The organism is Pseudomonas sp. NFX224 (assembly GCF_048565165.1).
Taxonomy (GTDB): Bacteria; Pseudomonadota; Gammaproteobacteria; order Pseudomonadales; family Pseudomonadaceae; genus Aquipseudomonas.
On the sequence record NZ_CP183416.1, the window covers coordinates 142,459 to 165,052 of the forward strand.

Consider the following 22,594-nt stretch of genomic DNA (forward strand, 5'->3'; position numbering starts at 1 on the left):
GCGTCATTGAGCAGCGAACTACGCTTAATTCTGAATTTATGATTTAACTAGATAGTTAGCTACCCATATAATGCGCAGATCTTTCAAAGGGACACTTAACGTGAAGCAGAGTCAAAGCCTCTCGGGCATATCAAAATTCATTCTGGTCGGGCTGGGCGTGATCATCGCCCTCCTCGGCTTGGCATTGGCCGCCGGCGGCATGAAATTGGTCAGCCTGGGAGGGTCCTGGTACTTCCTGGTGGGCGGGCTGGTGATGACCGTTTCCGGTCTACTGATCGCTCGCTTCAAATTGGCCGGTGCCTGGTTGTTCGCTGCGTTTCTGGTCGGGACAGCGATCTGGGCTGTGAGCGATGCCGGTTGGGAATTCTGGCCAGTGTTTTCGCGCCTGTTCATGTTCAGCGCGGTCGGTTTGGCTGTGACGCTGGTTTACCCGTTGCTCAAGCGTGCCAACGGTAGCGTTCCAGGACGTGGCGCTTACGGCGTTGCTGCTGTGCTGGCGATCAGTCTGGCCGTAGCCGCCGGCAACATGTTCGTCGCGCACCCGACTGTTGCTGCCACCGGCACTGGCCCTGGCCTGACGCCGGTTGAGCCAGACAAGGCGCAAAAGGACTGGGCTCACTACGGTAATACCGAAGGTGGCAGCCGCTTCGCAGCACTGGATCAGATCAATCGCACGAACGTCGACAAGCTGAAAGTCGCGTGGACGTACCACACCGGTGACGTCGCCGAGAGCGATGGCAATGGCGCCGAAGACCAGCTCACCCCGCTGCAGATCGGTAACAAGGTGTTCATCTGCACCCCGCACAACAACTTGATCGCGCTCGATGCCGACAGCGGCAAGGAACTGTGGAAGAACTCGATCAACGCTCAGTCGAAAGTCTGGCAGCGTTGCCGTGGCATGGCGTATTTCGACGCCACCACCGCCATCGCTCAGCCGGGCAACTCGACGATCATCGAAGCCAAACCGGCGCCGGCAGCCAATTGCCAGCGTCGTCTGCTGACCAACACCATTGATGCCCGCCTGATTGCGGTCGATGCTGACACCGGCGAGTTCTGCCAGGGTTTTGGCAACAACGGCCAGGTGGACCTGAAGGCTGGACTGGGTAACGTCCCGGACAGTTACTATCAGTTGTCCTCGGCTCCGTTGATGGCCGGCACCACCGTGGTGGTGGGTGGTCGCGTAGCTGACAACGTGCAAACCGACATGCCGGGTGGCGTGATTCGTGGGTTTGATGTGATCACCGGCGCCATGCGCTGGGCCTTCGACCCCGGCAATCCGCAGGATCGCAACGCGCCGGCCGACGGCAGTTCTTATGTGCGCAGCACACCGAACAGCTGGGCGCCGATGTCCTACGACCCGGCGACCAACACGGTGTTCCTGCCGATGGGCAGTTCTTCCACCGACATCTATGGTGTCGAACGCAGCAAGCTCGATCACACCTACGGCGCCTCGATCCTGGCGCTGGACGCCACCAGCGGCGAAGAACGCTGGGTCTTTCAGACCGTTCACAACGACCTCTGGGACTTCGACCTGCCGATGCAGCCGAGCCTGATCGACTTCACCAAGGACGGCAAAACCGTACCGGCGCTGGTCATCGGCACCAAGGCTGGGCAGATCTACGTGCTTGATCGTGCCACCGGCAAGCCACTGACCAAGGTTGAGGAAGTACCGGTCAAAGCTGCAGACATCCCTAACGAACCGTACTCGCCAACCCAGCCGAAATCAGTGGGCATGCCGCAGATCGGTGCTCCGCACCTGACCGAATCCGACATGTGGGGTGCAACGCCGTACGATCAACTGTTGTGCCGTATCGATTTCAAATCGATGCGTTATGACGGCCTGTACACCGCGCCGGGTACCGACAAATCCCTGAGCTTCCCAGGTTCGCTGGGTGGCATGAACTGGGGCAGTATCTCCACGGACCCTGTGCACGGTTTCATCTTCGTCAACGACATGCGTCTGGGTCTGTGGATTCAGATGATCCCGTCGCAAAACAAAGCTCAGGCCGCGTCCGGTGGCGAAGCGCTGAACACCGGCATGGGCGCCGTGCCGCTCAAGGGCACGCCGTATGCGGTGAACAAAAACCGCTTCCTGTCGGTGGCCGGCATTCCTTGTCAGGCACCGCCGTTCGGCACGCTGACCGCCATCGACATGAAGACGCAGAAAGTCGCCTGGCAGGTTCCGGTCGGCACCGTTGAAGACACAGGTCCCTTGGGTATCCGCATGCACCTGCCGATCAAGATTGGTCTGCCGACCCTCGGCGGCACCCTGTCGACTCAAGGTGGCTTGATCTTCATCGCCGGCACTCAGGACTTCTACCTGCGCGCCTTCAACAGCGGCAACGGTGAAGAGGTGTGGAAAGCTCGCCTGCCAGTCGGTAGCCAGGGCGGCCCGATGACCTTTGTCTCGCCGAAAACCGGCAAGCAGTACATCGTCATCACCGCCGGTGGTGCGCGCCAGTCGACTGATCGCGGCGACTACGTGATGGCCTACGCCTTGCCGTAAGCCGCTGTGCCCGTCTCTCTGGCGGGCAATCTCTCTGTGCGCGGCACCTGTGGGTGCCGCGCCGCTTTGCGAAATCATTCAAGATTCCACCAGGAAGACTCACATGTTTGTGGCTGTTCGCTTTTCTCATGCAGGCTGGGGCTTGTTGTTGGGCCTGACCTGCAGCGCCACCCTTCCCGCCTTCGCCGATACCGACTCGAACCTTTTGACCCGCAATACCCTGACCGGTGACTGGGGTGGCCTGCGCCACCAGATGGATCAGGACGGCATCAAATTCACCGGCGATTACAGCGGCGAAACCGCCTACAACGCCGATGGCGGCCTGCACCGCTCGGCCCGTTACTCGCAGAACATCAAGCTCGGCGCGCAGTTCGACCTGAGCAAACTGTATGGCGTGGATAACGCCGGCAAGATCCAGCTGACCATCAATGACCGACGTGGCAACAGCGCCTCCGAGGATCTGGTCGGCAACCGTCTGCCCATCCAGGAAAACTACGGCGGTCTCTACACCCGCCTGACTGAACTGAGTTACGAGCGCAGCCTGTTCACCCCGGCCCTCAACGTGAAGCTGGGTTACATGGCCATGGGCAACGACCTCGGTGGCCTGGACAGTGGCATTCTCTGCAACTTCATGAACGCCGGTTTCTGCGGCCATCCGCTGAACATGTCCGGCGGTAGTGGCTGGACTAACTATCCCAACGCCCACTTGGGCGTGCGCGTGAAATACGACCTGTCGTCGTCCTGGCAGCTGCGTGTGGCGGCCTTCAATGTCGATCCGGAGAGCAACGGCAATTCCAGCCGTGCCTGGCACCTGGGCCCGAAACATACGACGGGCACCGTGGTGCCGATCGAACTGGTGTACAAGCACGCCGGTGAGCTGCCCGGCGAGTACAAGGTGGGCTACTACTACGACAGTTCCGACGTGCAACGCATCGGCAGCGATAAAGAAGTGTCCGGCCGCGGCGGTCATTACCTGCTGATCGATCAGGCCGTGTGGCGTTCGCAATCGTCCGAGGGCCGCAGTCTGCACGCCTTCGGCCAATACTCGGCGGCGAGCGAAGCGGCTTCACCGTTCAGCAAGTGGTACGGCACCGGCGTGGTTCTGTACAAACCGTTCGAAGGTCGCCCGCGTGACACCGTTGCTCTGGGCTATGGCCGTGCCGTACCCAATCCACGCAGCCGGGATGTCCAGCAGGACGCCGCGCTGGCCAACGGCACCACGTTCCCGAACCTGGACAGTGCCGAACAACTGATCGAGCTTGGCTACGGCTACCAGGCCACGCCTTGGCTGACACTGCGCCCGAATGTGCAATACATCATCGAACCCGGCGCGTTTTCCGGGCAAGACATCGACAATGCACTGGTGCTTGGGTTGCAGGTGAAAGCTGCGCTCTGAGCGCTTGTTCCTGCGTATCCGTCACTTCAAAGGCGGCTTGCGAAAATCGCCAGGCCGCCATCAGAGGATCACCAGAGCGCGATGGCTTGCGCGTGCCGGTTTTGGACTTAGCTAACGGGAGACCGGCAAACTTCACCTTCGGAGCATTGAAGGACTCTATAGATCTCAGAAACCACTTGCTTCGTTGCCTCTTCGATCGTTCCTTCATTACGGCATAACACCCAGCCGTGATCAGCAACCGCTCGCTCGAAAGCCATGGTACAAGCGACATGTTCTTCCAGCTTATGCATCACAGTGCTGCTCAGCCCGCGCCGTCGTGCCGCTGCCCTCGCCCATGAAATATCAGGATCGGTGACAACCCCGACAAGCAGGTCTGGCACTCGCACGTTTCGATCAAGGTTCAACTGCAGAATTTCTGCAAACGGGACTACACGGCGAAACGCCGCATCAGACGGGTACCAGCGATCGATCAAGACGATGCTGTCGGGTGGCTGTTTAGCCAGGACGTGCCGGGAAATCCAGGTACGGCTATCAGCCAAGCGCTCACAGACCTCCAACTCCAATTCCCGCGTGGGATTTCTGACGAGTTGGTTAACGAGGGTCATTGTTTCCCCCCGAAAAGGGTCGCTTTTTTTCTCGCAAAGCCGGATCACTTTTTTGTTGTCTGCCCTCAGTGCTCTCGTAACGGCTTCCAACAATGTGGTTTTACCGGCGCCCTTGGGGCCATCCAGGGAAACAAACAGCGAACGATTCATTCTTCACATTACGATTGATATTCGGTTTTTTCGCCGTGTTCGTTCGCTGCAACCGCTTGGACTACGCGAATCGAGTGATGGGCCCTTGGTTCATAGGTTAAATCATGCGTCAGGAGGGAGCTTGTGAATAATGACCTGGGCCGTGTGCGCGCCGCATCACACCCGGCTACGCAGCCACTGCAAGAAGCCCTTTTTCTCAATGACCTTGGCTTCTTCCTGCGTCATCGTCTTGGCAACCTGCAAACGGAATTCCAGCAACGCCTTCATCGCCACGCCGATGTCATGGCGGGCCTCGACGCACGGTCTGAAGAACTCCTTCTCGATCCGGTACAGATGACAGAACGTCAGGGCGGCGAATTCCGCTGGCAGCGCCGTACCCGAGACGATCCCGCCTTCACCAATGACTTCACCCGGCCCCATGCGCCCCGCTTCGAACTTGACGCCTGCACGGCTCAACGCCACCGTCACCACCCCCGATTCGATAATGTACAGGTGTTCGCTGACCTGTCCGGCGGGCAAAATGATTTCGCCCGGCTCAAAGATTTGCCGGGTCATGTTCTGGCTGACGTCATCCTTCTCCTCCTCACTCAACGTCGTCGCGAAAATACTCGAGTTGTCCAGCAGCGAACGCTCTTTTGACTGCGCCAGGGGCAAACTCGATTCAACCGTCGACAACCAGTTGATACCGGCTGCCTGTAGATGCCGATACGCCAGATCGTATAACTGGTTGCGCACGGTGCGTTTCTGATCCATCGACACCACGAAGCCACTGACTTCGTATTCCACGCCATTGCTGCCGGTACTTTTGATCGTCACTTTGGGGGCCGGTTTGGTCAGCAGAATGCGGCAGCCCTGCGATGCCCTTTCAAGCGCATCGAACACCCGGTTCGGACGCACAAGGGGGCTGATGAGCAAACTGATCGAGACCCCGAACATATCGCTGGGCCGGCTGAAGTTGGTGATCTTGGCCTTGGCCGCCATCGAGTTGGGAATCACGATCATGCTGCCTTGGGACGTTTGCAGGAACGTAGCGCGCCAATCGATATCGGTCACCCGGCCCTCGGTGCCGTCGATAGCAATCCAGTCATCGATTTGATAGGGCTTGGTGGTGTTCAGAACGATGCCGGAAAATACATCGCTGAGGGTGCTTTGCAGGGCCAGACCGACAATGATCGCCAAGGCACCGGAGGTGGCCAGAACCCCCTTGACCGGCAGATTGAGCACATATGCCAGCGCGGCGATCACCGCAACCAGGAAAATCACGGCCCCAAGCAAGTCCTGAAGTAACCGCCCGGTGTGCCCTACCCGATACATCATTACGGCGCCGATCATCACCGTGAGGGTACGCGCGCCGAACAACCACCACATGATTTGCAGCACCGTGTGCGCAAACTGCAGCGGTGCGTCATCGATCGGAGGCGCCGGCTCCCATGGACTCAAGCCTTCATGGAATAACAGTGCGCTGTACAACGAAAAAATGACCAGCCGCGCGAGCACTTTCCAGTTGTACCGGTGGGAACCGACGACACGCCACATCACCATATCGATCAGGATCAAGCCCAGGCCGAAGATCAATGGACGTTCAGAGAACAAGGACAGCATCAGGTATCTCCAGCTCAGGCCAATGATCACCGCTGCGCCGCGGACCTACACGCTACTACCCGCCCTTGAATGATAGTCAGGCCACCCGAAAGTGATTGCCGGTTCGACGCAAATGCGCCTGTCTTTGTTGACGATCACTGGCCGGGGCATGCAACCCAGCCGTCAGCAGACGTGGCAAGTTCTGAACACTGACTTACACTGCGATACACCCAACGCGTATGAATGACTATGCAAAGGATCGATGGGTCCCAAGGCAATCCGGTGATCTGGGTAACGCCAACATGAAAAAGGTCACGGCCTGTTTCGCCTCTGTGCTCTCTGCCAGCATTTGCCTGGCGACGGTCCCCTGCGCACACGCTCCGCCTTTCACCACCAGCTACGACTGCGCCACGGCCACCGCCACTGTTGAAAAACTGATCTGTCGCGACTCGCAACTGGCGCAGATGGATATCGAATTGATGCGTCTCTATCGCCTGGCGCTCACGGATGAACATTCAGTTCCGCTCCCGGATAAGGTCCTGATCGATCAGCAATTCTGGGTCGAAGACCGTAATCAGTGCGCCTCACAGGCTGACATCAAGGCGTGCACGATCCAAAGTTATGCCAAGCGAGCGCATCAGTTACGCCAAGGCTCGGCAATCGTGAGAACCAAGGATCCCAGCAGGCTCACCGAAGGCCCCCTGGCGTTTCGCTGTGCCGGGCTGAATGCGCTGCTGGCCGCCACGTTCTTTACCACGCAGCCGGGCGTCGTTTACCTGACGTGGGCGAAAAGTGCGATCACGCTGAACCAGGTGCCGAGCGATTTCGGCACCCAATACATCGGCAAGGATTTCCAGGGCAGCTACAGCTTCCGGCAGGACGGCAATAACGCTGTCTTCCAGAAACCAGGCTCGGCAGCGCTGAGTTGTACGGTCGAGCCAACGGGTTGATGTTCACGCTGCATGGTTCTGGCGACCACACCGGCAACCGGTATAGCCGCCAATCCGTCCTGTCATGAGGCTGCCGGTGGCGGATCCTGTACCCATTGCCAGAAGAGCTGATAACCGACCGCGAGTACCACCGGGCCGATGAACAAACCGATGATCCCGCTGGTGACCATGCCACCGAGGGCGCCGATCAGTACCACCGGCATCGGCACGTCGACACCACGGCCCAGCAGCAAGGGCTTGAGCACGTTGTCCACCAGTCCCGCAACGAAGACGTAGATGGCGAATACGATGGTTGCGGTGCTGGGCCCTTCGGTGGCGAACACGTAAGCAATCACCGGCACGGTCACCAATGTTGCCGGCAGCTGCATGATGCCCAGCAGCAAAATGGCCAATGCCAGCAGGCCGGCACCGGGAACCCCCTTCAACACAAAGCCGAGCCCCACCAACAACATTTGAATGAATGCGATACCGACCACCCCGAGCGCCACGGCACGGATGGTGGCGGTGCACAACGCAGCGACACTCACGCCTCTGTCCGGCCCGCTGACCCGCGAAGCGATCTGCACCGAGGCGCGGCTGCCGGCTTCACCGTAGGCCATGAAAATCCCGGCGATGATCAGCGAGAAAATGAACGTCAGAAAGCCCATGCCGACACCTGCCAGTTTGCCCAGCAGGCCGAGGCTGACGCCCTTGATTTGCGGTATGTATTTGGCCGTAAGCCCCGGAAGATCGGTGGCCGCTTGCTGCCACAGCGCAAACACCTGATTGCCCACCAGCGGCCATTCAGCCACGGACGCCGCCGGCGCCGGAATGTGCACGCCTTCGTCCTTGACCACGCTCATGGCGCTTTCCACGGAATCGGCAATCGAGGTGCCCAACAGATAGATCGGCACCATCAGGATGGCGATGGCCACGATCACGATCAATGTCGCAATACGGCCGTCCTTTTGCCCTAATGGACCTCGCAGTCGTTGTTGCAACGGGTACAGGGTGATTGCCAGGATCACCGACCACAGCATCAAGTCGCGGAACGGACTGAAAATCTGAAAACAGAACAGCACCAGAACGACAATCAGTCCGGCGCGAATCAACACGTCAAGCAATCCGCGGGACAAGGCCTTCGCTGACAGCGGAATGGGTTCCATGGATATCTCCTGACAATTCACTGTGACTGGTTAGCCCAGCATAGACGTTAAGTCTGTTTTCGCTTGTGAACGCGAGGCGTAATGGCGGAAGGTAGCCGGAGTCGAACCTGCCCGGGAACGGATGCCGTCCCCAACCGGGTTTGAAGCCCGGCCGCGCCACCGGGCGCGATTACCTTCCTTGAAATCAGTGTTCTGTCAGCCGGGCCAAGGCGTTGTCGTGGCGAATCTGCCGGCGATCACCCACCCGCCGAGTCAGGCCGAGGCGGTCGAAGTATTCGAGAATCTGGATGCTGCGCTTGCGGCCCAGGCCCACCGCATCGCGAAACGCTGCCACCTCGATCACCGGATTGCCATCGGCCAGTTGCAACAGCATAGCCGCCAAACGCTGGATCGTTGAGGCCGGGTAAAACAGGTCGCGGACCACTTGATGCAGCAAACCCAACCGGGCCATTTTCCGTAGCAGCGCACGCACAGTGGCTTCGTCGTGACCCAACTCGCGCACCCACGGCGGATTGAGCCCAGCCGCCTCGAACGCCGGTTGCAATGTTTGCCACAGGGCTTCGTCCGCTTCACTGAGGCGCACTTGGTGATCGGGTAAATGCAGCCATGGGCCGTTGGCGGCGATGGTGTAACTGGCGAGTAAATCGTCGAGCAGGCTCAGAAACGTCGAGCGATCAAGCGTGCTTGCGATGAACCGTCGCAAGCGATCGCGATCCGGTCCCATTTGATCCGGTTCCAGTTCATGAAAACGAGCCAGGTGTTGCACCACTTCGGCCTGCAACGCCTGCCAACGGCCGACGCTGAACAAGACCGGTGCCTGCCGGGTTTCGACCAGTTGCACGTCATCGGGCAGTAGCCAGTTCGCTCGCGGGTGATTGAACTGGCGCTCCAGACGTTGCGGATCGAACCCGATTTCGCTGTTGGCCAGCAATACCGGCAGCACCTCTTCCAGACGCGTGCTGAGTGCCAATGCCTGTAGCTGCGCCAATCGCTCAGGGCTGCGTCGATGTCGGCTGGGGGCGAACGGATCCAGCACCCGTCCGCCGCCCAGTGTGCGCTGCGCGCTTTGGTCGCGCAGGATCAACGGATCGCCCTTCACCGCCTGCACCGGCACGTTCAACAGGATTTGCGCGAACATCCGCTCGCCCGGCGCCAGGCTCGATCCTTCCAGCAACGCCACGCGTCCCGTCACATCCTGTGTGCCGAGATGCACGTGCACTGACTGAAAATGCTCGAAGGCGCGCGGTTCACTCGGCAGTAACTGCAAGTCGATGTCCAGGCGTTGGGTCGGCGCGTACAACCACTCGGCCGAGAGCCACTGACCGCGATGAATCTGCTCCAGCGCCAACCGTTCGCCACTCAGGTTCAACGCCACGCGTTGCCCGGCCATCGCGCCTTCGGCGGGCTGATTCTGCGCGTGCAACCCGCGCACGCGAACGGTTTTTCCGAGCGGACCGAGTGTCAGCGTATCGCCCACTGCAACCTGCCCGGACACTGCCGTACCGGTGACAACGACACCCGCGCCGGCCACGCTGAATGACCGGTCGATTGCCAGCCGAAAACCACCTTCAAGACTGCGTTGCGCGACTTCGTGCTGAGCTTGCAGCAACGTCTGACGCAAGGTGTCGACACCCTGCCCGGTCACGCTCGACAGTTCAATCAGCGGCGCATCGGCGTAAGGCCCGGGCGCCAACAATCCGCTGACCTGCTCGCGCACCTCTGCCACCCGTGACGGTTCGACCCGGTCGCACTTGGTGACCGCCACCACGGCATGTGGAATACCCAGCAGTTCGACGATGGCCAGATGCTCCCGGGTTTGCGGCATCACACCGTCATCGGCTGCCACCACCAGCAGCACCAGATCGATGCCCTGCGCCCCGGCGAGCATGTTGTGGGTGAACCGTTCATGACCGGGCACATCGATGAAGCCGGTCAGAGGCGCGCCCGGTTCCAGCGCGGCGTAGAGATAACCGAGGTCAATGGTCATGCCGCGCTCGCGCTCTTCCCGCCGCCGATCACCGGCCTGCCCGGTCAGAGCCTGAAGCAGTGCAGTCTTGCCGTGGTCGATGTGCCCAGCCGTGCCGACAATCACCCTGCCCGGCCCTCCACATGCAATTGATCAAGTTGCGCCAACCACGCGGGTTCGTCGTCCAGTTGCCGCACATCCAGCCACAAGGCGTCGTCATCGATGCGCCCGAGCACCGGGATCGGCAAACCACGCAAGGCCGTTTCCAGATCCAGCAGCGATCGTCCGCGCAACCGCTTGCTGGTATTCGGGCGCAGGCATAACGCGGCACTCGGCAGGCGCGCCACCGGTTGGCTGCCGCTACCGATCATCCCTTGCGCGGGCAACGCCCTGACGCTCCAGTTTTCGCCCAGACGTGTGGCCAGCGACGGTTGCAGGCGTTCGGCCTGGGCAAGGATGTCGGCCTGTGGCCGGGTCAACAGACGCAGGCTCGGCAGTCGTTCGGCCAGTCGATCCGGATTGCGATACAAACCCAGCACCGCTTCGAGGGCGGCGAGGGTCAGTTTGTCGACCCGCAATGCGCGTTTGAGCGGGTTCTTCTTGATTTTGGCGATCAGGTCTTTGCACCCGACAATCAACCCGGCCTGCGGACCGCCAAGCAATTTGTCGCCGCTGAAGGTGACGATATCGGCGCCATCGAACAGTGCCTGGCGCACCGTCGGTTCGGCGGGCAAGCCCCAGCGTGTCAAGTCCAGCAAGCTTCCGCTGCCCAGGTCTTCGAGCAGCGGCAGGCCATGCTGGTGGGCCAGTTGCGCCAGTTCAGCGGTGGGCACACTCGTGGTGAAACCCTGAATGCTGTAGTTGCTCGCGTGAACGCGCATGATCAAACCGCTGCGTGGGCCGATGGCGGCTTCGTAGTCGCGGGCATGGGTGCGGTTGGTGGTGCCGACTTCATGCAGCTTTACCCCGGCGCGGGCCATGATGTCGGGAATGCGAAACGCGCCACCGATTTCGATCAGCTCGCCTCGGGAGATGATCCCTTCCTTGCGTGCGCCGAGACTGTTAAGGGTCAGGAGTACCGCGGCGGCATTGTTGTTGACCACGGTCACGGCTTCGGCACCGGTGAGTTCGCGGATCAAGCCTTCGATCAAATCATCGCGGTCGCCACGCTTGCCGCTGTGCAGGTCGAATTCCAGATTCAGCGGATAGCGTGCGGCCACTTGCACCGCTTCTATGGCTTCATCCGGCAGTAACGCTCGCCCGAGGTTGGTATGCAGTACGGTGCCGGTAAGGTTAAACACGCGGCGTACATGGCTGCGGTGTTGAACCTGTAGACGTTCGCCTACCCGCCCCGCCAGCACTTCAGGGCTGACTTCAATCGCCTGCACCAGCCCCTGCTGTACGGCTTCGCGCAATTCATCGAGCAATTGCCGCAGCATGGCCAGCAACGCATCGCGCCCATAGCGCTCGGCCAAAGGCTGGCACGCCGGGTGCCGCAACAAACGGTCGATGGAAGGCAAACGCAAGTTAGGGCTGGCACCGCTGGCGGACATCTGGCGCTCCTGAAATCGAAAGACCGTCGCGCCAGAGTGTAGACGCTGTGCTCATTCGTCCCCGGGAGCCAGCAACAGATTCGGTGCCAAACGCTGATAGCCGTCCTGGGCCAGGCGCATGTCGAGCATCAGGCTGCTCAAGTCCGCCGACAACGCTTCGGCTTTAGCGTCGTTCTCCAGATAGAGCAATTTCAGATAACTGTTGCAGCTCGGGCACCGTTCGGCCCGCAGCGGCGCCTGATTGGCAGCATGGCGATCATCTTCAAGGCTGAGGTATTCCAGGCCTTTGCTCTGCTCGCAGTACACGCATTTGACCCGCACCACATGCCATTCGCAGGCACACAGGGAACAGACCAGATAACGCAAACCGTTGTGCTTGCCGCGATTTCGAATCACCCCGGCCATGGCTGGCGAACCACAACACGGACATTGACTGAGGCTGTCGCCGGGCTTGAGTTGCAGATTCGGCGTGCTCAGCAGCCAGTGACTCCAGGCTGTCTGCAAGGCTGCACCGAGGAACGGCACCAACGCTGCCGGTACCAGCGAATACTGGCCGCTGACCAGCGCCACCGCCCAGACTCGACGTTGGCCCGAACTGGCGTCACGCAACGTTGCCAGCGCTTCGGACACCGCCGGTTGTGACGGCATCGCATAGCGTTGCAAAAAGGCGTCGAGGTAGCGCTGCCAATCGTCCTCGCGGGTCAGGCTGTCGGCTGCAAACGGTGGCAAGCCGTGTTGCTGGCACAGTTCGATGCGTTGCGCGTCGAGCGGTTCGCTCAGCGGCGGCTCGTCCAGAATCTGCTGCTGCACCCGGCACAAACCGGCGATCAACAGCAGGTAATCGGCCAGCGGGTGATCCACGGCCAGTTGCTCAAGGCGTTGTGCGCGCAGGGTAAACAGGTTGTGCGGCGGCAGGTGCAGAAACGGCGGCGAACTGGCCGCCGCTTCGATTTGTCCGGGTTCGAGAATGGTTGGCAAAGGTCAGCCCTTTTTGGTGATCGGTCGCTCGGGAGTTTCGTCGCGAAGCTCATCCTGGGTCACTTGGCGATACCAGAGTTCATGGTGTTTCTTCGCCCAGGCGCGGCTGACCCAGCCATGCATCATCGCGCTGACCGAACCCTTGATCCAGATGCCGGCGTAGATGTGCACGATGATGCTCAGGATCAGCACGAAACCCGCCAGCGCATGCAGCAGCATGGCCCAGCGAATGCTGGTGATGCCGAAGTACGCGCTGAAATAGGCCCGCCAAATCACCAATCCACTGAACAGCAACACCAGCATGCACAGCAGTAAAGTCCAGAACAGCAACTTCTGCCCAGGGTTGTATTTGCCGATGGGCGGCACACCCTCCTCTTCATTTTTCATCACGCGGTCGATGCGCTTGAGCCACAGGCGGTCATTGGCAATGAAGTAGTTGGCCCGCCAGAAACGAAACACCAGACCGAGGAAAAACACGAACATCAACACGCCCATGAACGGGTGCAGGATGCGCGTCCACGGCCCGCCGCCGAACAGGTTGGTCAGCCAGAACATTGCCGGGTGGAACAGCGCCAACCCGGACAAACCCGCCATCAAAAACAGAATCGCCACCAGCCAGTGGTTGGTGCGCTGGTTGCTGGTGTAGCGCAGGATCGTCTTGTTGCTCATGGCCTGCTCTCCCCGCGTGGATCGTAGGTGTGCACCGACGGATCGACTTCATGCACCGAAGTGTCCGGCACGCCGGGATGTTCGTCTTCCTCGACGATTTGCGGCCCGACGCGCACATAGTGGAAGAACCCGGTCAGCACCGCCGCGCCCATGGCCAGCAGCGCCAAGGGTTTGCTGATGCCTTTCCACAGGCCCACCAACGGACTGATCGCCGGATGGTCGGGCAACCCCGCATAAATCCTTGGCGTGTCGGCGTGGTGCAGCACGTACATCACGTGGGTGCCGCCGACGCCTTCAGGGTCGTACAGGCCGGCATTGTCGAAGCCGCGGCTCTTGAGGTCGACGATGCGCTCGGCAGCGTGTTCCTTCATGTCGTCCTTGGTGCCGAACACGATGGCGCCGGTGGGACAGGTTTTCACGCAGGCCGGTTCCAGCCCGACCGCAACACGGTCCGAACACAGGGTGCATTTGTAGGCCTTGTGGTCCTTTTGCGAAATACGCGGAATGTTGAACGGACACCCGGTGATGCAGTAACCGCAACCGATGCAATGGTCCTGATCGAAGTCGACGATGCCGTTGGCGTGCTTGATGATCGCCCCAGGGCTGGGGCATGCCGCCAGGCAACCGGGTTCTGCGCAATGCATGCAACCGTCCTTGCGGATCAGCCATTCGAGGTTGCCGGCGTCGGTTTCGTGCTCGGTGAAGCGCATCAGTGTCCATGTGTCGGCGGTCAGGTCGTGCGGATTGTCGTAGGTGCCAAGGTTGTGACCCACCTCGTCACGCAACTCGTTCCATTCCGAGCACGCGACCTGGCAAGCCTTGCAGCCGATGCATTTGGTGGTGTCGATCAGCTTGGCGACTTCCTCCACACCGCGCACCGACGGCGCGGGCGTGGTGGTGGCCGAGCGGGCAATGATGTCTTGGCTGGCCATTTAGACTTTCTCCACGTTGACCAGGAATGACTTGGATTCCGGGGTCTGTGTGTTGCCATCGCCGAGGAACGGCACCAGGGTGTTGGTCAGGTAACCGTGACGCGTGAGGCCGGTAAAGCCCCAGTGCAGCGGAATGCCGATCTGGTGCACCACCTGATTGTTGACCTGCAACGGACGAATGCGCTTGGTCACCACCGCGACCGCTTCGATGAAACCGCGCTTGCTGCTGACCCGCACCCGATCGCCGGCGACGATGCCTTTTTCCTTGGCCAGCACCTCGCCGATTTCGACGAACTGTTCCGGCTGGATAATCGCATTGAGCTTGCAGTGCTTGCTCCAGAAGTGGAAATGCTCCGTCAGCCGGTAGCTTGTCGCCGCGTACGGGTAATCCTTGGCCACGCCGAGGGTGTCCCACACCGAGTCGAAGATCCGTGCTGCCGGGTTACTGGTGGCGTTCTTGTTTTTCGGGTGCAGCGGGTTGATGCCGATGGGTGTTTCGAATGGCTCGTAGTGTTCGGGGAACGGGCCTTCGTTCATCTTGTCGACGGCAAAGAATCGCGCCACGCCTTCGGGGTTCATGATGAACGGGTTCATCCCCGCTTCCGGCGCCACATCGGCTTTGTAATCCGGCACATCGGTGCCACCCCAGGCTTTGCCGTTCCACCACACCAGGCGTTTTTTCGGATCCCACGGTTTGCCTTGCAGGTCCGCCGAAGCACGGTTGTAGAGAATCCGCCGGTTGGCCGGCCAGGCCCAGGCCCAGCCCTGATGCTGGTGCATGCCGAACGGATCGTTATTGTCTCGGCGGGCCATCTGGTTGCCCAGTTCGGTCCAGCTGCCACAGAAAATCCAGCAGCCGGACGCCGTGCTGCCGTCATCCTTGAGCTGGCCGAAACCGGCCAGCTGCGCGTTGGCTTTGATCACCGCGCCTGTGGCGTCGGTGAAGTCGGTGGTGGCAGAGCCGTTGATTTCCTTGGCCAGTTCTTCCGGCGAAGGCTCGTCAGGGATCTTGTACGGCCACGACAGTTTGAGCAGTGGGTCCGCAAACTTGCCGCCATTGGCCTGGTAACGCTGGCGCAGACGCAGGAACAATTCGCTCATGATCCGCACGTCGGTACGCGCTTCACCGGGGCCGTCGGCGCCTTTCCAGTGCCATTGCAGCCAGCGGCTGCTGTTGACCAGCGAACCGTCCTCTTCAGCGAAACAGGTGGTGGGTAGACGAATCACTTCGGTCTGGATATCGGCGGTGTTCACGTCGTTGTACGGGCCGACCTTTTGCCAGAACTCCGACGTCTCGGTGGCCAGCGGATCCATCACCACCAGCCATTTCAGCTTGGCCAGTGCCGCCATCACCCGGTTCTTGTCGGGCAATGCGGCGATCGGGTTGAAGCCTTGGCACATGTAGCCGTTGACCTTGCCCTGGCCCATCAAGTCGAACACCTTGAGGATGTCGTATTGCGGGATATCGAGTTTCGGCAAGTAGTCGTAGGCCCAGTTGTTCTCGACCGTGGCGTTGGCGCCGTACCAGGATTTCATCAGGCTGACGTGGAACTTGCTGTAGTTCTGCCAATAGGACAATTGCCCCGGCCGCAACGGTTTTTGCGTGCGTTTGGTGATGTAGGCGTTGTAATCCTGCTCGGCATCGCCGGGCAGTGTCAGGTAACCCGGCAATGAGTTGGACAATAGGCCCAGGTCCGTCAGGCCCTGGATATTGGAGTGCCCGCGCAAGGCATTCACGCCTCCGCCCGGCATGCCAACGTTGCCCAGCAACAGTTGCACCATCGCCGCGCTGCGGATGATCTGCGCGCCGATCGAGTGCTGGGTCCAGCCCAGCGCATACAGAATGGTCATGGTCTTGCCCGGTTGCGAGCAAGTGGCGATTTCCTCCCAGATTTTGTGCATGGCATCGACCGGCATCCCGCAAATCTGACTCGCCAGTTCGATGTTGTAGCGGCTGTAATGCTGCTTCATCAATTGATAGACGCAGCGCGGGTCTTGCAGGGTCGGGTCGACCTTGGCAAAGCCGTCCTCACCGAGTTCATAACCCCAGCCGGATTTATCGGTATAGAGACGCTTGGCCGCATCGTAGCCACTGAAAATGCCGTCCTCGAAGCCAAACCCGGCTTTGACGATGAACGACACGTCGGTGTAGTTGCGCACGTATTCGTGCTGGATCTTGTCCTCGGTCAGCAGGTAATTGATCAGCCCGCCCATGAAGGCGATGTCGGTGCCGGTACGGATCGGCGCGTAATAGTCGGCCACCGAGGCGGTCCGGGTAAAACGCGGGTCGACCACGATCAGCCGCGCCTTGTTGTGCGCCTTGGCTTCGGTCACCCATTTGAAGCCGCACGGGTGCGCTTCTGCTGCGTTGCCGCCCATCACCAGAACCAGATTCGCGTTGGCGATATCGGTCCAGTGGTTGGTCATGGCACCACGGCCGTACGTCGGGGCAAGACTTGCCACCGTCGGGCCGTGTCAGACACGCGCCTGGTTATCAAACCCCAGCATGCCGAGACTGCGAATGACCTTGTGGGTGATGTAGCCCGCTTCGTTGGACGCCGCCGATGCCGCGAGGAAACCGGTGGTCACCCAGCGATTCACCGTTTGGCCTTGCTCATTCTTCTCGATGAAGTGGGCGTCGCGGTCGGCCTTCATCAGGTCGGCGACGCGATCGAGTGCTTCATCCCAGGAGATTCGCGTCCATTGCGTGCTGCCGGGCTTGCGCACCTGCGGGTATTGCAAGCGGCCGGGGCTGTGAATGAAGTCCAGCAGGCCTGCGCCTTTGGGACAAAGGGTGCCGCGGTTGACCGGGTGGTCGGCGTCACCTTCGATGTGGATGATGTTTTGCGCGACATTCTTCGCGTCATCGCCCTGGCTGTACATGATCAACCCACAGCCGACCGAGCAATACGGGCAGGTGTTGCGGGTTTCATGGGTATGGGCAAGCTTGAAGTGGCGCACCTGCTCGGCGAAGGCTGGCGTGGGGGCCATGCCCAACGCACCCAGGCTCGAGCCCACAAGGCCGATACCAGCGACCTTGAAGAACTGACGACGGCTGAGGTCCATCGTGCACTCCTGATCAGGTGGAAATCCGGTGCTTTGCCGGACTCTTCTGGACAATCACGGTTGCGGCAGACGGACTGCCGACTTTTGAATTCTAGACAAGGCTGTCGAATTCACCATGACAACCGACCGTCGGCCTTGGACCGCCCCTTGTAGGAGCGAGCCTGCTCGCGATGGCGTCAGCACATCCAACATAGAGACCGACTGACACTGCGCTTCGCGAGCAGACTCGCTCCTACAGGGGATTGGCGATTATCATGGTCGGCATTCCAATCCAGCCTTTTATGAGACTGCGCATGACTTTCGATTTTGATCAGGTGTTCGACCGTCACAACACCGGCAGTACCAAATGGAGCCGCTACCCGGCCGACGTGTTGCCGATGTGGGTCGCCGACATGGATTTCGCCGCACCGCCGATGATCATCCAGGCCCTGCAAAAGCGTCTGGAACACCCGATGGTCGGCTACAGCGTGGCCCCGGACAATTTGCGCGCAGCCATCGTTGCCGATCTGTGGAACAAGTTCGCCTGGCGTGTCGAGCCGCAAGAGCTGATTTTCCTGCCGGGAGTCGAATCGGGCTTCAATATGGCACTCAAGGCGCTGGTCCAGCCGCAACAGAATGTCGTGGTGCAGGTGCCGAACTACCCGCCGCTGCGCCACGCGCCGGGGCATTGGGGCCTGAACAAGGTCGAGCTGAATTTTGATTCGCAAGCCGACGGCACCTACACCACGCCACTGGATACCCTGAGCCAGTCGCTGCAAGGGGGCGGCGCCCTCTTGCTGAGCAACCCGCACAACCCGCTGGGCAAGGCGTTCCCTCAGGCAGAACTGCAAGCCATCGCCGATATCTGCCTGGAACACGACGCCTGGATCATCTCCGACGAGATCCATGCCGAGCTGTGTTTTGACGGTCGCCAGCACATTCCGATGGCAACCCTGAGCCCGCAGATCGCCCAGCGCACCATCACGCTAATGTCGGCCAGCAAGGCCTACAACATCGCCGGGCTGAAAACCTCGTTCATGATCATCCAGGATCGCCACCTGCGCGAGAAGGTCAACCACGCCCGTTGCGGCATGGTCGACAGCGTCAACCCGCTGGGCCTGGAAGCCACCCGCGTCGCCTACAGCGAAGCCGGTCCATGGCTTGCCGAGTTGAAGAATTATTTGCAGAGCAACCGTGATTATCTGGTCGAGGCCGTGCGCACCCGCCTGCCGGGCATCACCATGAATGAGCCACAAAGCACTTACCTGGCCTGGCTCGACTGCTCGGCGCTGGGACTGGATAACCCGCAGCAATTCTTCCTCGAACAGGCCAAGGTCGGTCTGAGCCCGGGTCTGGATTTTGGCGATGACTGCAAACAGTTCGTGCGCCTGAACTTCGGCTGCCCACGTTCGTTGCTGGAAGAAGGGATTGCGCGGATGGAGCGTAGTTTGCGGGACCTCAAGCGCTGACACCCTCTGAGCAACAATACAGATCTCTTGATGGAGCGAACCGATTCTCTGACGTAAAAATGGAACCCCGGGGTAACTGCGGCGCTCCACAGCTTATGGGCCCGGCAATGGCGGGCCCTTCGATATCTGGAGGTCGCCATGTCCGTACCTGTCGTCAAACTGTTCACTCAACCGAACTTCGCCTGGACGGATATCCGTAAGGAAGAGGAAGCCCATCCCGGTGGAAATGATCCTGGCCTGGTTCAACGTGATGACGCCTGAGCATCTACGCGCCACCGTCGGTTGATGTCCCCGAGCCATGAGCTTCATTGCCTGGGTCGCGGTGCTGGGCGCCGTACTGCTGACACTGGCGCTGACTTCGTCGTACCTGCGCTGGATGCCGGTGACCACTTCCGCCGTGTGCCTGGTGCTGGGGGTGGCCATCGGCCCGGCCGGCCTGGGCTGGCTCAGGCTGGACATCAACGATGCGACGTTCTGGATGGAGCACCTGACGGAAGTCGCGGTGCTGTTTTCGTTGTTCGTTTGTGGACTCAAGCTACGGTTGCCACTCAAGGACCGCAAGTGGCGAGTCGCATTGGGGCTCGCTGCCCCGGTGATGCTCTTGACCATCATCGGTGTCAGCCTGCTGCTGCATTTCGTCTTCGGGCTGGCATGGGGACCATCGTTGCTAATCGGGGCGATTCTGGCGCCCACCGATCCGGTGCTGGCGTCGCTGGTGCAAGTCAACGATGCCAAGGATGACGACCCGGTCCGTTTCGGACTGTCCGGCGAGGCCGGGCTCAACGACGGTATTGCCTTTCCGTTTGTCATCCTCGGTTTGTTGTTTCTGCAACAGAGTTCCGGTGCCTCCCTCGTCTGGCTCGATGACTGGGCGCTCAAGCGTCTGTTGTGGGCCGTGCCCGCCGGTTTGTTGATCGGCTACTGCATGGGCCGCGGCATCGGCCGCCTGACCCTGTCGATGCGCATCCGCAATGCCGACAGTACCCTTTCCCCCAACGATTACCTGACGTTCGCCCTGATTGCGCTGGCGTATGTCGCGGCCGAGTCGGTTCACGGCTATGGCTTTCTGTCGGTATTTGCCGCTGGCCTGGGCTTGCGCCGGGCTGAGGTCAAAACGACAGGAGATTCGCAAACGCCGGCTGAGCATCTGGTGCAACCGGTGGTCGGTCACCAGAACGTCGAGCCGGATGCCGCCGTGCACGGCGATGTGGCGAACCTGGAGGACAGCCAGGTCGCGGCCGGGATCATGATCGGCGACATGCTGTCCTTCGGCAGTTTGGTTGAGCGGGCCATGGAGGTGTTTCTGGTCACCCTGCTCGGGGTGGTGCTGGTTGGCCATTGGGACTGGCGCGCGTTGGCCATTTCCCTGGTGCTGTTCTGCGTGATTCGCCCCTTGAGTGTTGCCCTGTTGCCATGGGGCGGTTTGCTGACCGGCCCGCAACGACTGCTGATCGGCTGGTTCGGGATTCGCGGCATCGGGAGTTTCTATTACCTGTTCTATGCCTTGAACCATGACCTGCCGCCAGCGGTGGCGAGCGTGTGCACCGACATCACGCTGTCGGTGGTGGCGCTGAGCATTCTGCTGCACGGCATCAGCACTCAACCGATGCTGGCGCGTTATGAACGGCAGACTCGCCAACTCACTTCATTGCCAAGGCGATGATTTCCACCAGATTGCTTTGAGTAAAGGGTTTGGGCAGGCGCGGGAGTCTGGCCGCGAAGCCTTCCAGACTTTCGGCGTAACCGGTGGCCAGGACGATCGGGATTGTTGGCTTCAAGATTCGAATGGCCTGCGCCAGTTGCGCGCCATTCATTTGCGGCATGGCCATGTCGGTGATGACCAGATCGAAGTGCTGCTCGCTGTCGATCAACCGTAACGCCTGCGCGCCGGACTCGGCGATGCTGACATGATGCCCGAGATCTTCCAGCAGCAGGCAGGTGCTGGTCAACACCAGGCTGTCGTCATCGACCACCAGCACATTCAATCGCGGAACCTGTGGTGCGTCCGGTTCTGTGGCGACAGATTCGGCTACCGAACCTGCCCCGGCCACGGGCAACCAGAGTTCGGCGGTGGTGCCTTGGTCTTTCTCGCTCTTGAGTATGAAGCGCCCACCCATTTGTTCGATAAAGCCATGCACCATCGACAGCCCCAGTCCCGTGCCCTTGCCGACGCCTTTGGTGGTGAAAAAAGGGTCCATCGCCGATGCCAGCGTTATGGCGTCCATGCCCTCCCCGGTATCGGTCACGCTCAGGCAGACATAACGTCCCGGCGCCAGGGATGATTGCGGCTGTTCGAGAATGACCTCGGTGCGAGTGTCGATAATAATTTTTCCACCGTTGGGCATCGCATCGCGGGCGTTGGTGGCCAGGTTGAGCACCGCCAGCTCCAGCTGATTGACGTCGGCCAGCACTGGATCGGGCTCAGGTAGGAAGCAGGTTTCGATTTTCACCGACGGTCCAAGGGAGCTGCGCAACAGTCCGGTGATGCCCTGCACCAGAGCCGGAATCTCGACGGTCTCGGCCTTGAGCTCCTGACGCCGGGCAAACGCCAGCATGCGCTGGGTCAGGGACACACCGCGCAAGGCGCCCTGGGTGGCGTTGTCCAGCAAACGGGCGATTCTCGGATCGTCCGGCATGCGCTTGCGGACAATTTCCAGATTGCCGAGGATCACGGTCAGCAGATTGTTGAAGTCGTGGGCAATCCCGCCGCTGAGTTGGCCGATGGCCTGCATTTTCTGCGCTTGGAACAGTGCCTCGCGGGTTTGCTCAAGGGCCAGCTGCGCCTGGGTTGCCTCGGTGATATCCCGGGTGATCTTGGCGAAGCCAAGCAATGTGCCGGTCTCGCCCCAGATCGGGTCCACCACGACATGCGCGAAAAACCGCGTGCCGTCCTTGCGCTGACGCCAGCCCTTGTTCTCGAAACGCCCGTCGCGCACCGCAATCTCCAGCGTGCGCTGCGGCTCGCCGGCGGCACGATCTTCCGCGGTGTAGAACATGGAAAAATGTTGGCCGATGACTTCTTCCGGCCGGTAGCCCTTGATGCGCTGCGCCCCGGGATTCCAGTTGGTCACGCGTCCATCCGGAGCGAGCATGTAGATCGCGTAATCCGTGACGCTTTGCACCAACAGGCGAAATTGCTGTTCGCTTTGCTTGAGGGTTTCTTCGGCCATCTTGCGATCGGTCAGGTCACGGGTAATCTTGGCAAAACCGAGCAAAGTGCCCGACGCATCGCGTATTGGATCAATCACCACGTGGCACCAGAAATGCGTGCCGTCCTTGCGCACCCGCCAGCCCTCGCCTTCGAAACGTCCTTCGTGAATCGCCGTGTCCAGGGCCCTTTGGGGCAAACCGGCACGGCGATCCTCTTCGGTGTAGAACTGCGAGAAATGATGACCGAGAATTTCGGCCTCTTCATAACCCTTGAAGCGCCTGGCGCCAGCGTTCCAGCTGCTGATGATGCCATTGGGATCAATCATGTAGATGGCGTAGTCGACCACCGCATCGATAAGCAGACGAAAGCGCGTTTCATCATTCACGTCCGCTCTGGTTTGATCCACGCTCATTGGGTTCTCGCGTCATATTTGATTTTCTGGAGTATGCGACAAACTGCCGATTTGGAAAGCCGCTACATCGGCAGTTTGCTGATCAA

16 protein-coding genes and 1 tRNA gene are annotated in these 22,594 nt (G+C 60.4%); 6 read left to right on the plus strand and 11 right to left on the minus strand.

Annotated elements, in window-relative coordinates; all coding sequences use genetic code 11:
* The first annotated feature begins 70 nt into the window (after positions 1-70).
* Together ACNYC6_RS00660 and ACNYC6_RS00665 are read left to right on the plus strand one after the other, a co-directional pair.
* Positions 71-2,506 carry a glucose/quinate/shikimate family membrane-bound PQQ-dependent dehydrogenase gene (locus ACNYC6_RS00660; RefSeq protein ID WP_419710611.1) on the plus strand — a complete coding sequence of 812 codons (2,436 nt, stop codon included), beginning with the start codon at positions 71-73 and terminating at the stop codon, positions 2,504-2,506.
* Between the two features lie 103 nt (positions 2,507-2,609).
* Positions 2,610-3,902: a carbohydrate porin gene (locus ACNYC6_RS00665; RefSeq protein ID WP_419710612.1), complete on the plus strand. Its 1,293-nt coding sequence runs from the start codon at positions 2,610-2,612 to the stop codon at positions 3,900-3,902.
* A gap of 107 nt (positions 3,903-4,009) precedes the next feature.
* Here ACNYC6_RS00665 and ACNYC6_RS00670 read toward each other — a convergent pair whose 3' ends face one another.
* Together ACNYC6_RS00670 and ACNYC6_RS00675 are read right to left on the minus strand one after the other, a co-directional pair.
* On the minus strand, positions 4,010-4,657 hold the full coding sequence (locus ACNYC6_RS00670) for a dTMP kinase (protein WP_419710613.1): 648 nt from the start codon (positions 4,655-4,657) through the stop codon (positions 4,010-4,012).
* A 156-nt stretch (positions 4,658-4,813) separates the two neighbouring features.
* Positions 4,814-6,259, minus strand: coding sequence for a mechanosensitive ion channel domain-containing protein (locus ACNYC6_RS00675; RefSeq protein ID WP_419710614.1), 1,446 nt, complete (start codon positions 6,257-6,259; stop codon positions 4,814-4,816).
* 281 nt (positions 6,260-6,540) lie between these two features.
* Between ACNYC6_RS00675 and ACNYC6_RS00680 the strand changes: the two genes are divergently transcribed.
* Positions 6,541-7,188, plus strand: coding sequence for an MliC family protein (locus ACNYC6_RS00680; protein ID WP_419710615.1), 648 nt, complete (start codon positions 6,541-6,543; stop codon positions 7,186-7,188).
* A gap of 62 nt (positions 7,189-7,250) precedes the next feature.
* Here ACNYC6_RS00680 and ACNYC6_RS00685 read toward each other — a convergent pair whose 3' ends face one another.
* From ACNYC6_RS00685 to fdnG, 8 genes are all read right to left on the minus strand, one after another.
* Positions 7,251-8,333 (minus strand): AI-2E family transporter, encoded by a 1,083-nt coding sequence (locus ACNYC6_RS00685; protein WP_419710616.1) that lies wholly within the window; start codon positions 8,331-8,333, stop codon positions 7,251-7,253.
* Between the two features lie 82 nt (positions 8,334-8,415).
* Positions 8,416-8,511, minus strand: a tRNA-Sec gene (locus ACNYC6_RS00690).
* 6 nt (positions 8,512-8,517) lie between these two features.
* Positions 8,518-10,425 carry a selenocysteine-specific translation elongation factor gene (selB, locus tag ACNYC6_RS00695; protein ID WP_419710617.1) on the minus strand — a complete coding sequence of 636 codons (1,908 nt, stop codon included), beginning with the start codon at positions 10,423-10,425 and terminating at the stop codon, positions 8,518-8,520.
* The gene (gene selA / locus ACNYC6_RS00700) at positions 10,422-11,852 is read right to left on the minus strand and encodes an L-seryl-tRNA(Sec) selenium transferase (RefSeq protein ID WP_419710618.1); all 1,431 of its coding nucleotides are present in this window, start codon (positions 11,850-11,852) and stop codon (positions 10,422-10,424) included. The genes selB and selA overlap by 4 nt, the downstream gene beginning before the upstream one ends.
* 51 nt (positions 11,853-11,903) lie before the next feature.
* Complete coding sequence (fdhE, locus tag ACNYC6_RS00705; protein ID WP_419710619.1) at positions 11,904-12,830, minus strand: formate dehydrogenase accessory protein FdhE; 927 nt, start codon at positions 12,828-12,830, stop codon at positions 11,904-11,906.
* Between the two features lie 3 nt (positions 12,831-12,833).
* Positions 12,834-13,499, minus strand: a complete 666-nt coding sequence (locus tag ACNYC6_RS00710) for a formate dehydrogenase subunit gamma (protein WP_419710620.1) — start codon at positions 13,497-13,499, stop codon at positions 12,834-12,836.
* Positions 13,496-14,431: a formate dehydrogenase subunit beta gene (gene fdxH, locus ACNYC6_RS00715; RefSeq protein ID WP_419710621.1), complete on the minus strand. Its 936-nt coding sequence runs from the start codon at positions 14,429-14,431 to the stop codon at positions 13,496-13,498. Before fdxH ends, ACNYC6_RS00710 begins: the two co-directional genes overlap by 4 nt.
* Positions 14,432-17,497, minus strand: coding sequence for a formate dehydrogenase-N subunit alpha (gene fdnG, locus ACNYC6_RS00720; protein WP_419710622.1), 3,066 nt, complete (start codon positions 17,495-17,497; stop codon positions 14,432-14,434).
* Positions 17,498-17,790: 293 nt separating this feature from the next.
* Between fdnG and ACNYC6_RS00725 the strand changes: the two genes are divergently transcribed.
* From ACNYC6_RS00725 to ACNYC6_RS00735, 3 genes are all read left to right on the plus strand, one after another.
* A complete protein-coding gene (locus tag ACNYC6_RS00725; protein WP_419710623.1) occupies positions 17,791-18,945 on the plus strand; it encodes a MalY/PatB family protein in 1,155 nt (384 codons plus the stop codon).
* A gap of 138 nt (positions 18,946-19,083) precedes the next feature.
* Positions 19,084-19,206 (plus strand): hypothetical protein, encoded by a 123-nt coding sequence (locus ACNYC6_RS00730; protein WP_419713060.1) that lies wholly within the window; start codon positions 19,084-19,086, stop codon positions 19,204-19,206.
* Between the two features lie 37 nt (positions 19,207-19,243).
* Positions 19,244-20,608, plus strand: coding sequence for a cation:proton antiporter (locus ACNYC6_RS00735; RefSeq protein ID WP_419710624.1), 1,365 nt, complete (start codon positions 19,244-19,246; stop codon positions 20,606-20,608).
* Here the strand turns inward: ACNYC6_RS00735 and ACNYC6_RS00740 are convergent.
* On the minus strand, positions 20,586-22,508 hold the full coding sequence (locus ACNYC6_RS00740) for a PAS domain S-box protein (protein WP_419710625.1): 1,923 nt from the start codon (positions 22,506-22,508) through the stop codon (positions 20,586-20,588). The two genes, ACNYC6_RS00735 and ACNYC6_RS00740, sit on opposite strands and share 23 nt — an antisense overlap.
* Positions 22,509-22,594: the final 86 nt, after the last annotated feature.

What these genes read in the sequence shown, in the direction of transcription:
- ACNYC6_RS00710 (WP_419710620.1), bottom strand. Translation starts at nt 13,499, where the DNA reads ATGAGCAACAAGACGATCCTGCGCTACACCAGCAACCAGCGCACCAAC.
- ACNYC6_RS00730 (WP_419713060.1), top strand. Translation starts at nt 19,084, where the DNA reads ATGTCCGTACCTGTCGTCAAACTGTTCACTCAACCGAACTTCGCCTGG.
- ACNYC6_RS00740 (WP_419710625.1), bottom strand. Translation starts at nt 22,508, where the DNA reads ATGAGCGTGGATCAAACCAGAGCGGACGTGAATGATGAAACGCGCTTT.
- ACNYC6_RS00725 (WP_419710623.1), top strand. Translation starts at nt 17,791, where the DNA reads ATGACTTTCGATTTTGATCAGGTGTTCGACCGTCACAACACCGGCAGT.
- selA (WP_419710618.1), bottom strand. Translation starts at nt 11,852, where the DNA reads ATGTCCGCCAGCGGTGCCAGCCCTAACTTGCGTTTGCCTTCCATCGAC.
- ACNYC6_RS00675 (WP_419710614.1), bottom strand. Translation starts at nt 6,259, where the DNA reads ATGCTGTCCTTGTTCTCTGAACGTCCATTGATCTTCGGCCTGGGCTTG.
- ACNYC6_RS00680 (WP_419710615.1), top strand. Translation starts at nt 6,541, where the DNA reads ATGAAAAAGGTCACGGCCTGTTTCGCCTCTGTGCTCTCTGCCAGCATT.
- ACNYC6_RS00685 (WP_419710616.1), bottom strand. Translation starts at nt 8,333, where the DNA reads ATGGAACCCATTCCGCTGTCAGCGAAGGCCTTGTCCCGCGGATTGCTT.
- fdxH (WP_419710621.1), bottom strand. Translation starts at nt 14,431, where the DNA reads ATGGCCAGCCAAGACATCATTGCCCGCTCGGCCACCACCACGCCCGCG.
- ACNYC6_RS00660 (WP_419710611.1), top strand. Translation starts at nt 71, where the DNA reads ATGCGCAGATCTTTCAAAGGGACACTTAACGTGAAGCAGAGTCAAAGC.
- ACNYC6_RS00665 (WP_419710612.1), top strand. Translation starts at nt 2,610, where the DNA reads ATGTTTGTGGCTGTTCGCTTTTCTCATGCAGGCTGGGGCTTGTTGTTG.
- ACNYC6_RS00670 (WP_419710613.1), bottom strand. Translation starts at nt 4,657, where the DNA reads ATGAATCGTTCGCTGTTTGTTTCCCTGGATGGCCCCAAGGGCGCCGGT.
- ACNYC6_RS00735 (WP_419710624.1), top strand. Translation starts at nt 19,244, where the DNA reads ATGAGCTTCATTGCCTGGGTCGCGGTGCTGGGCGCCGTACTGCTGACA.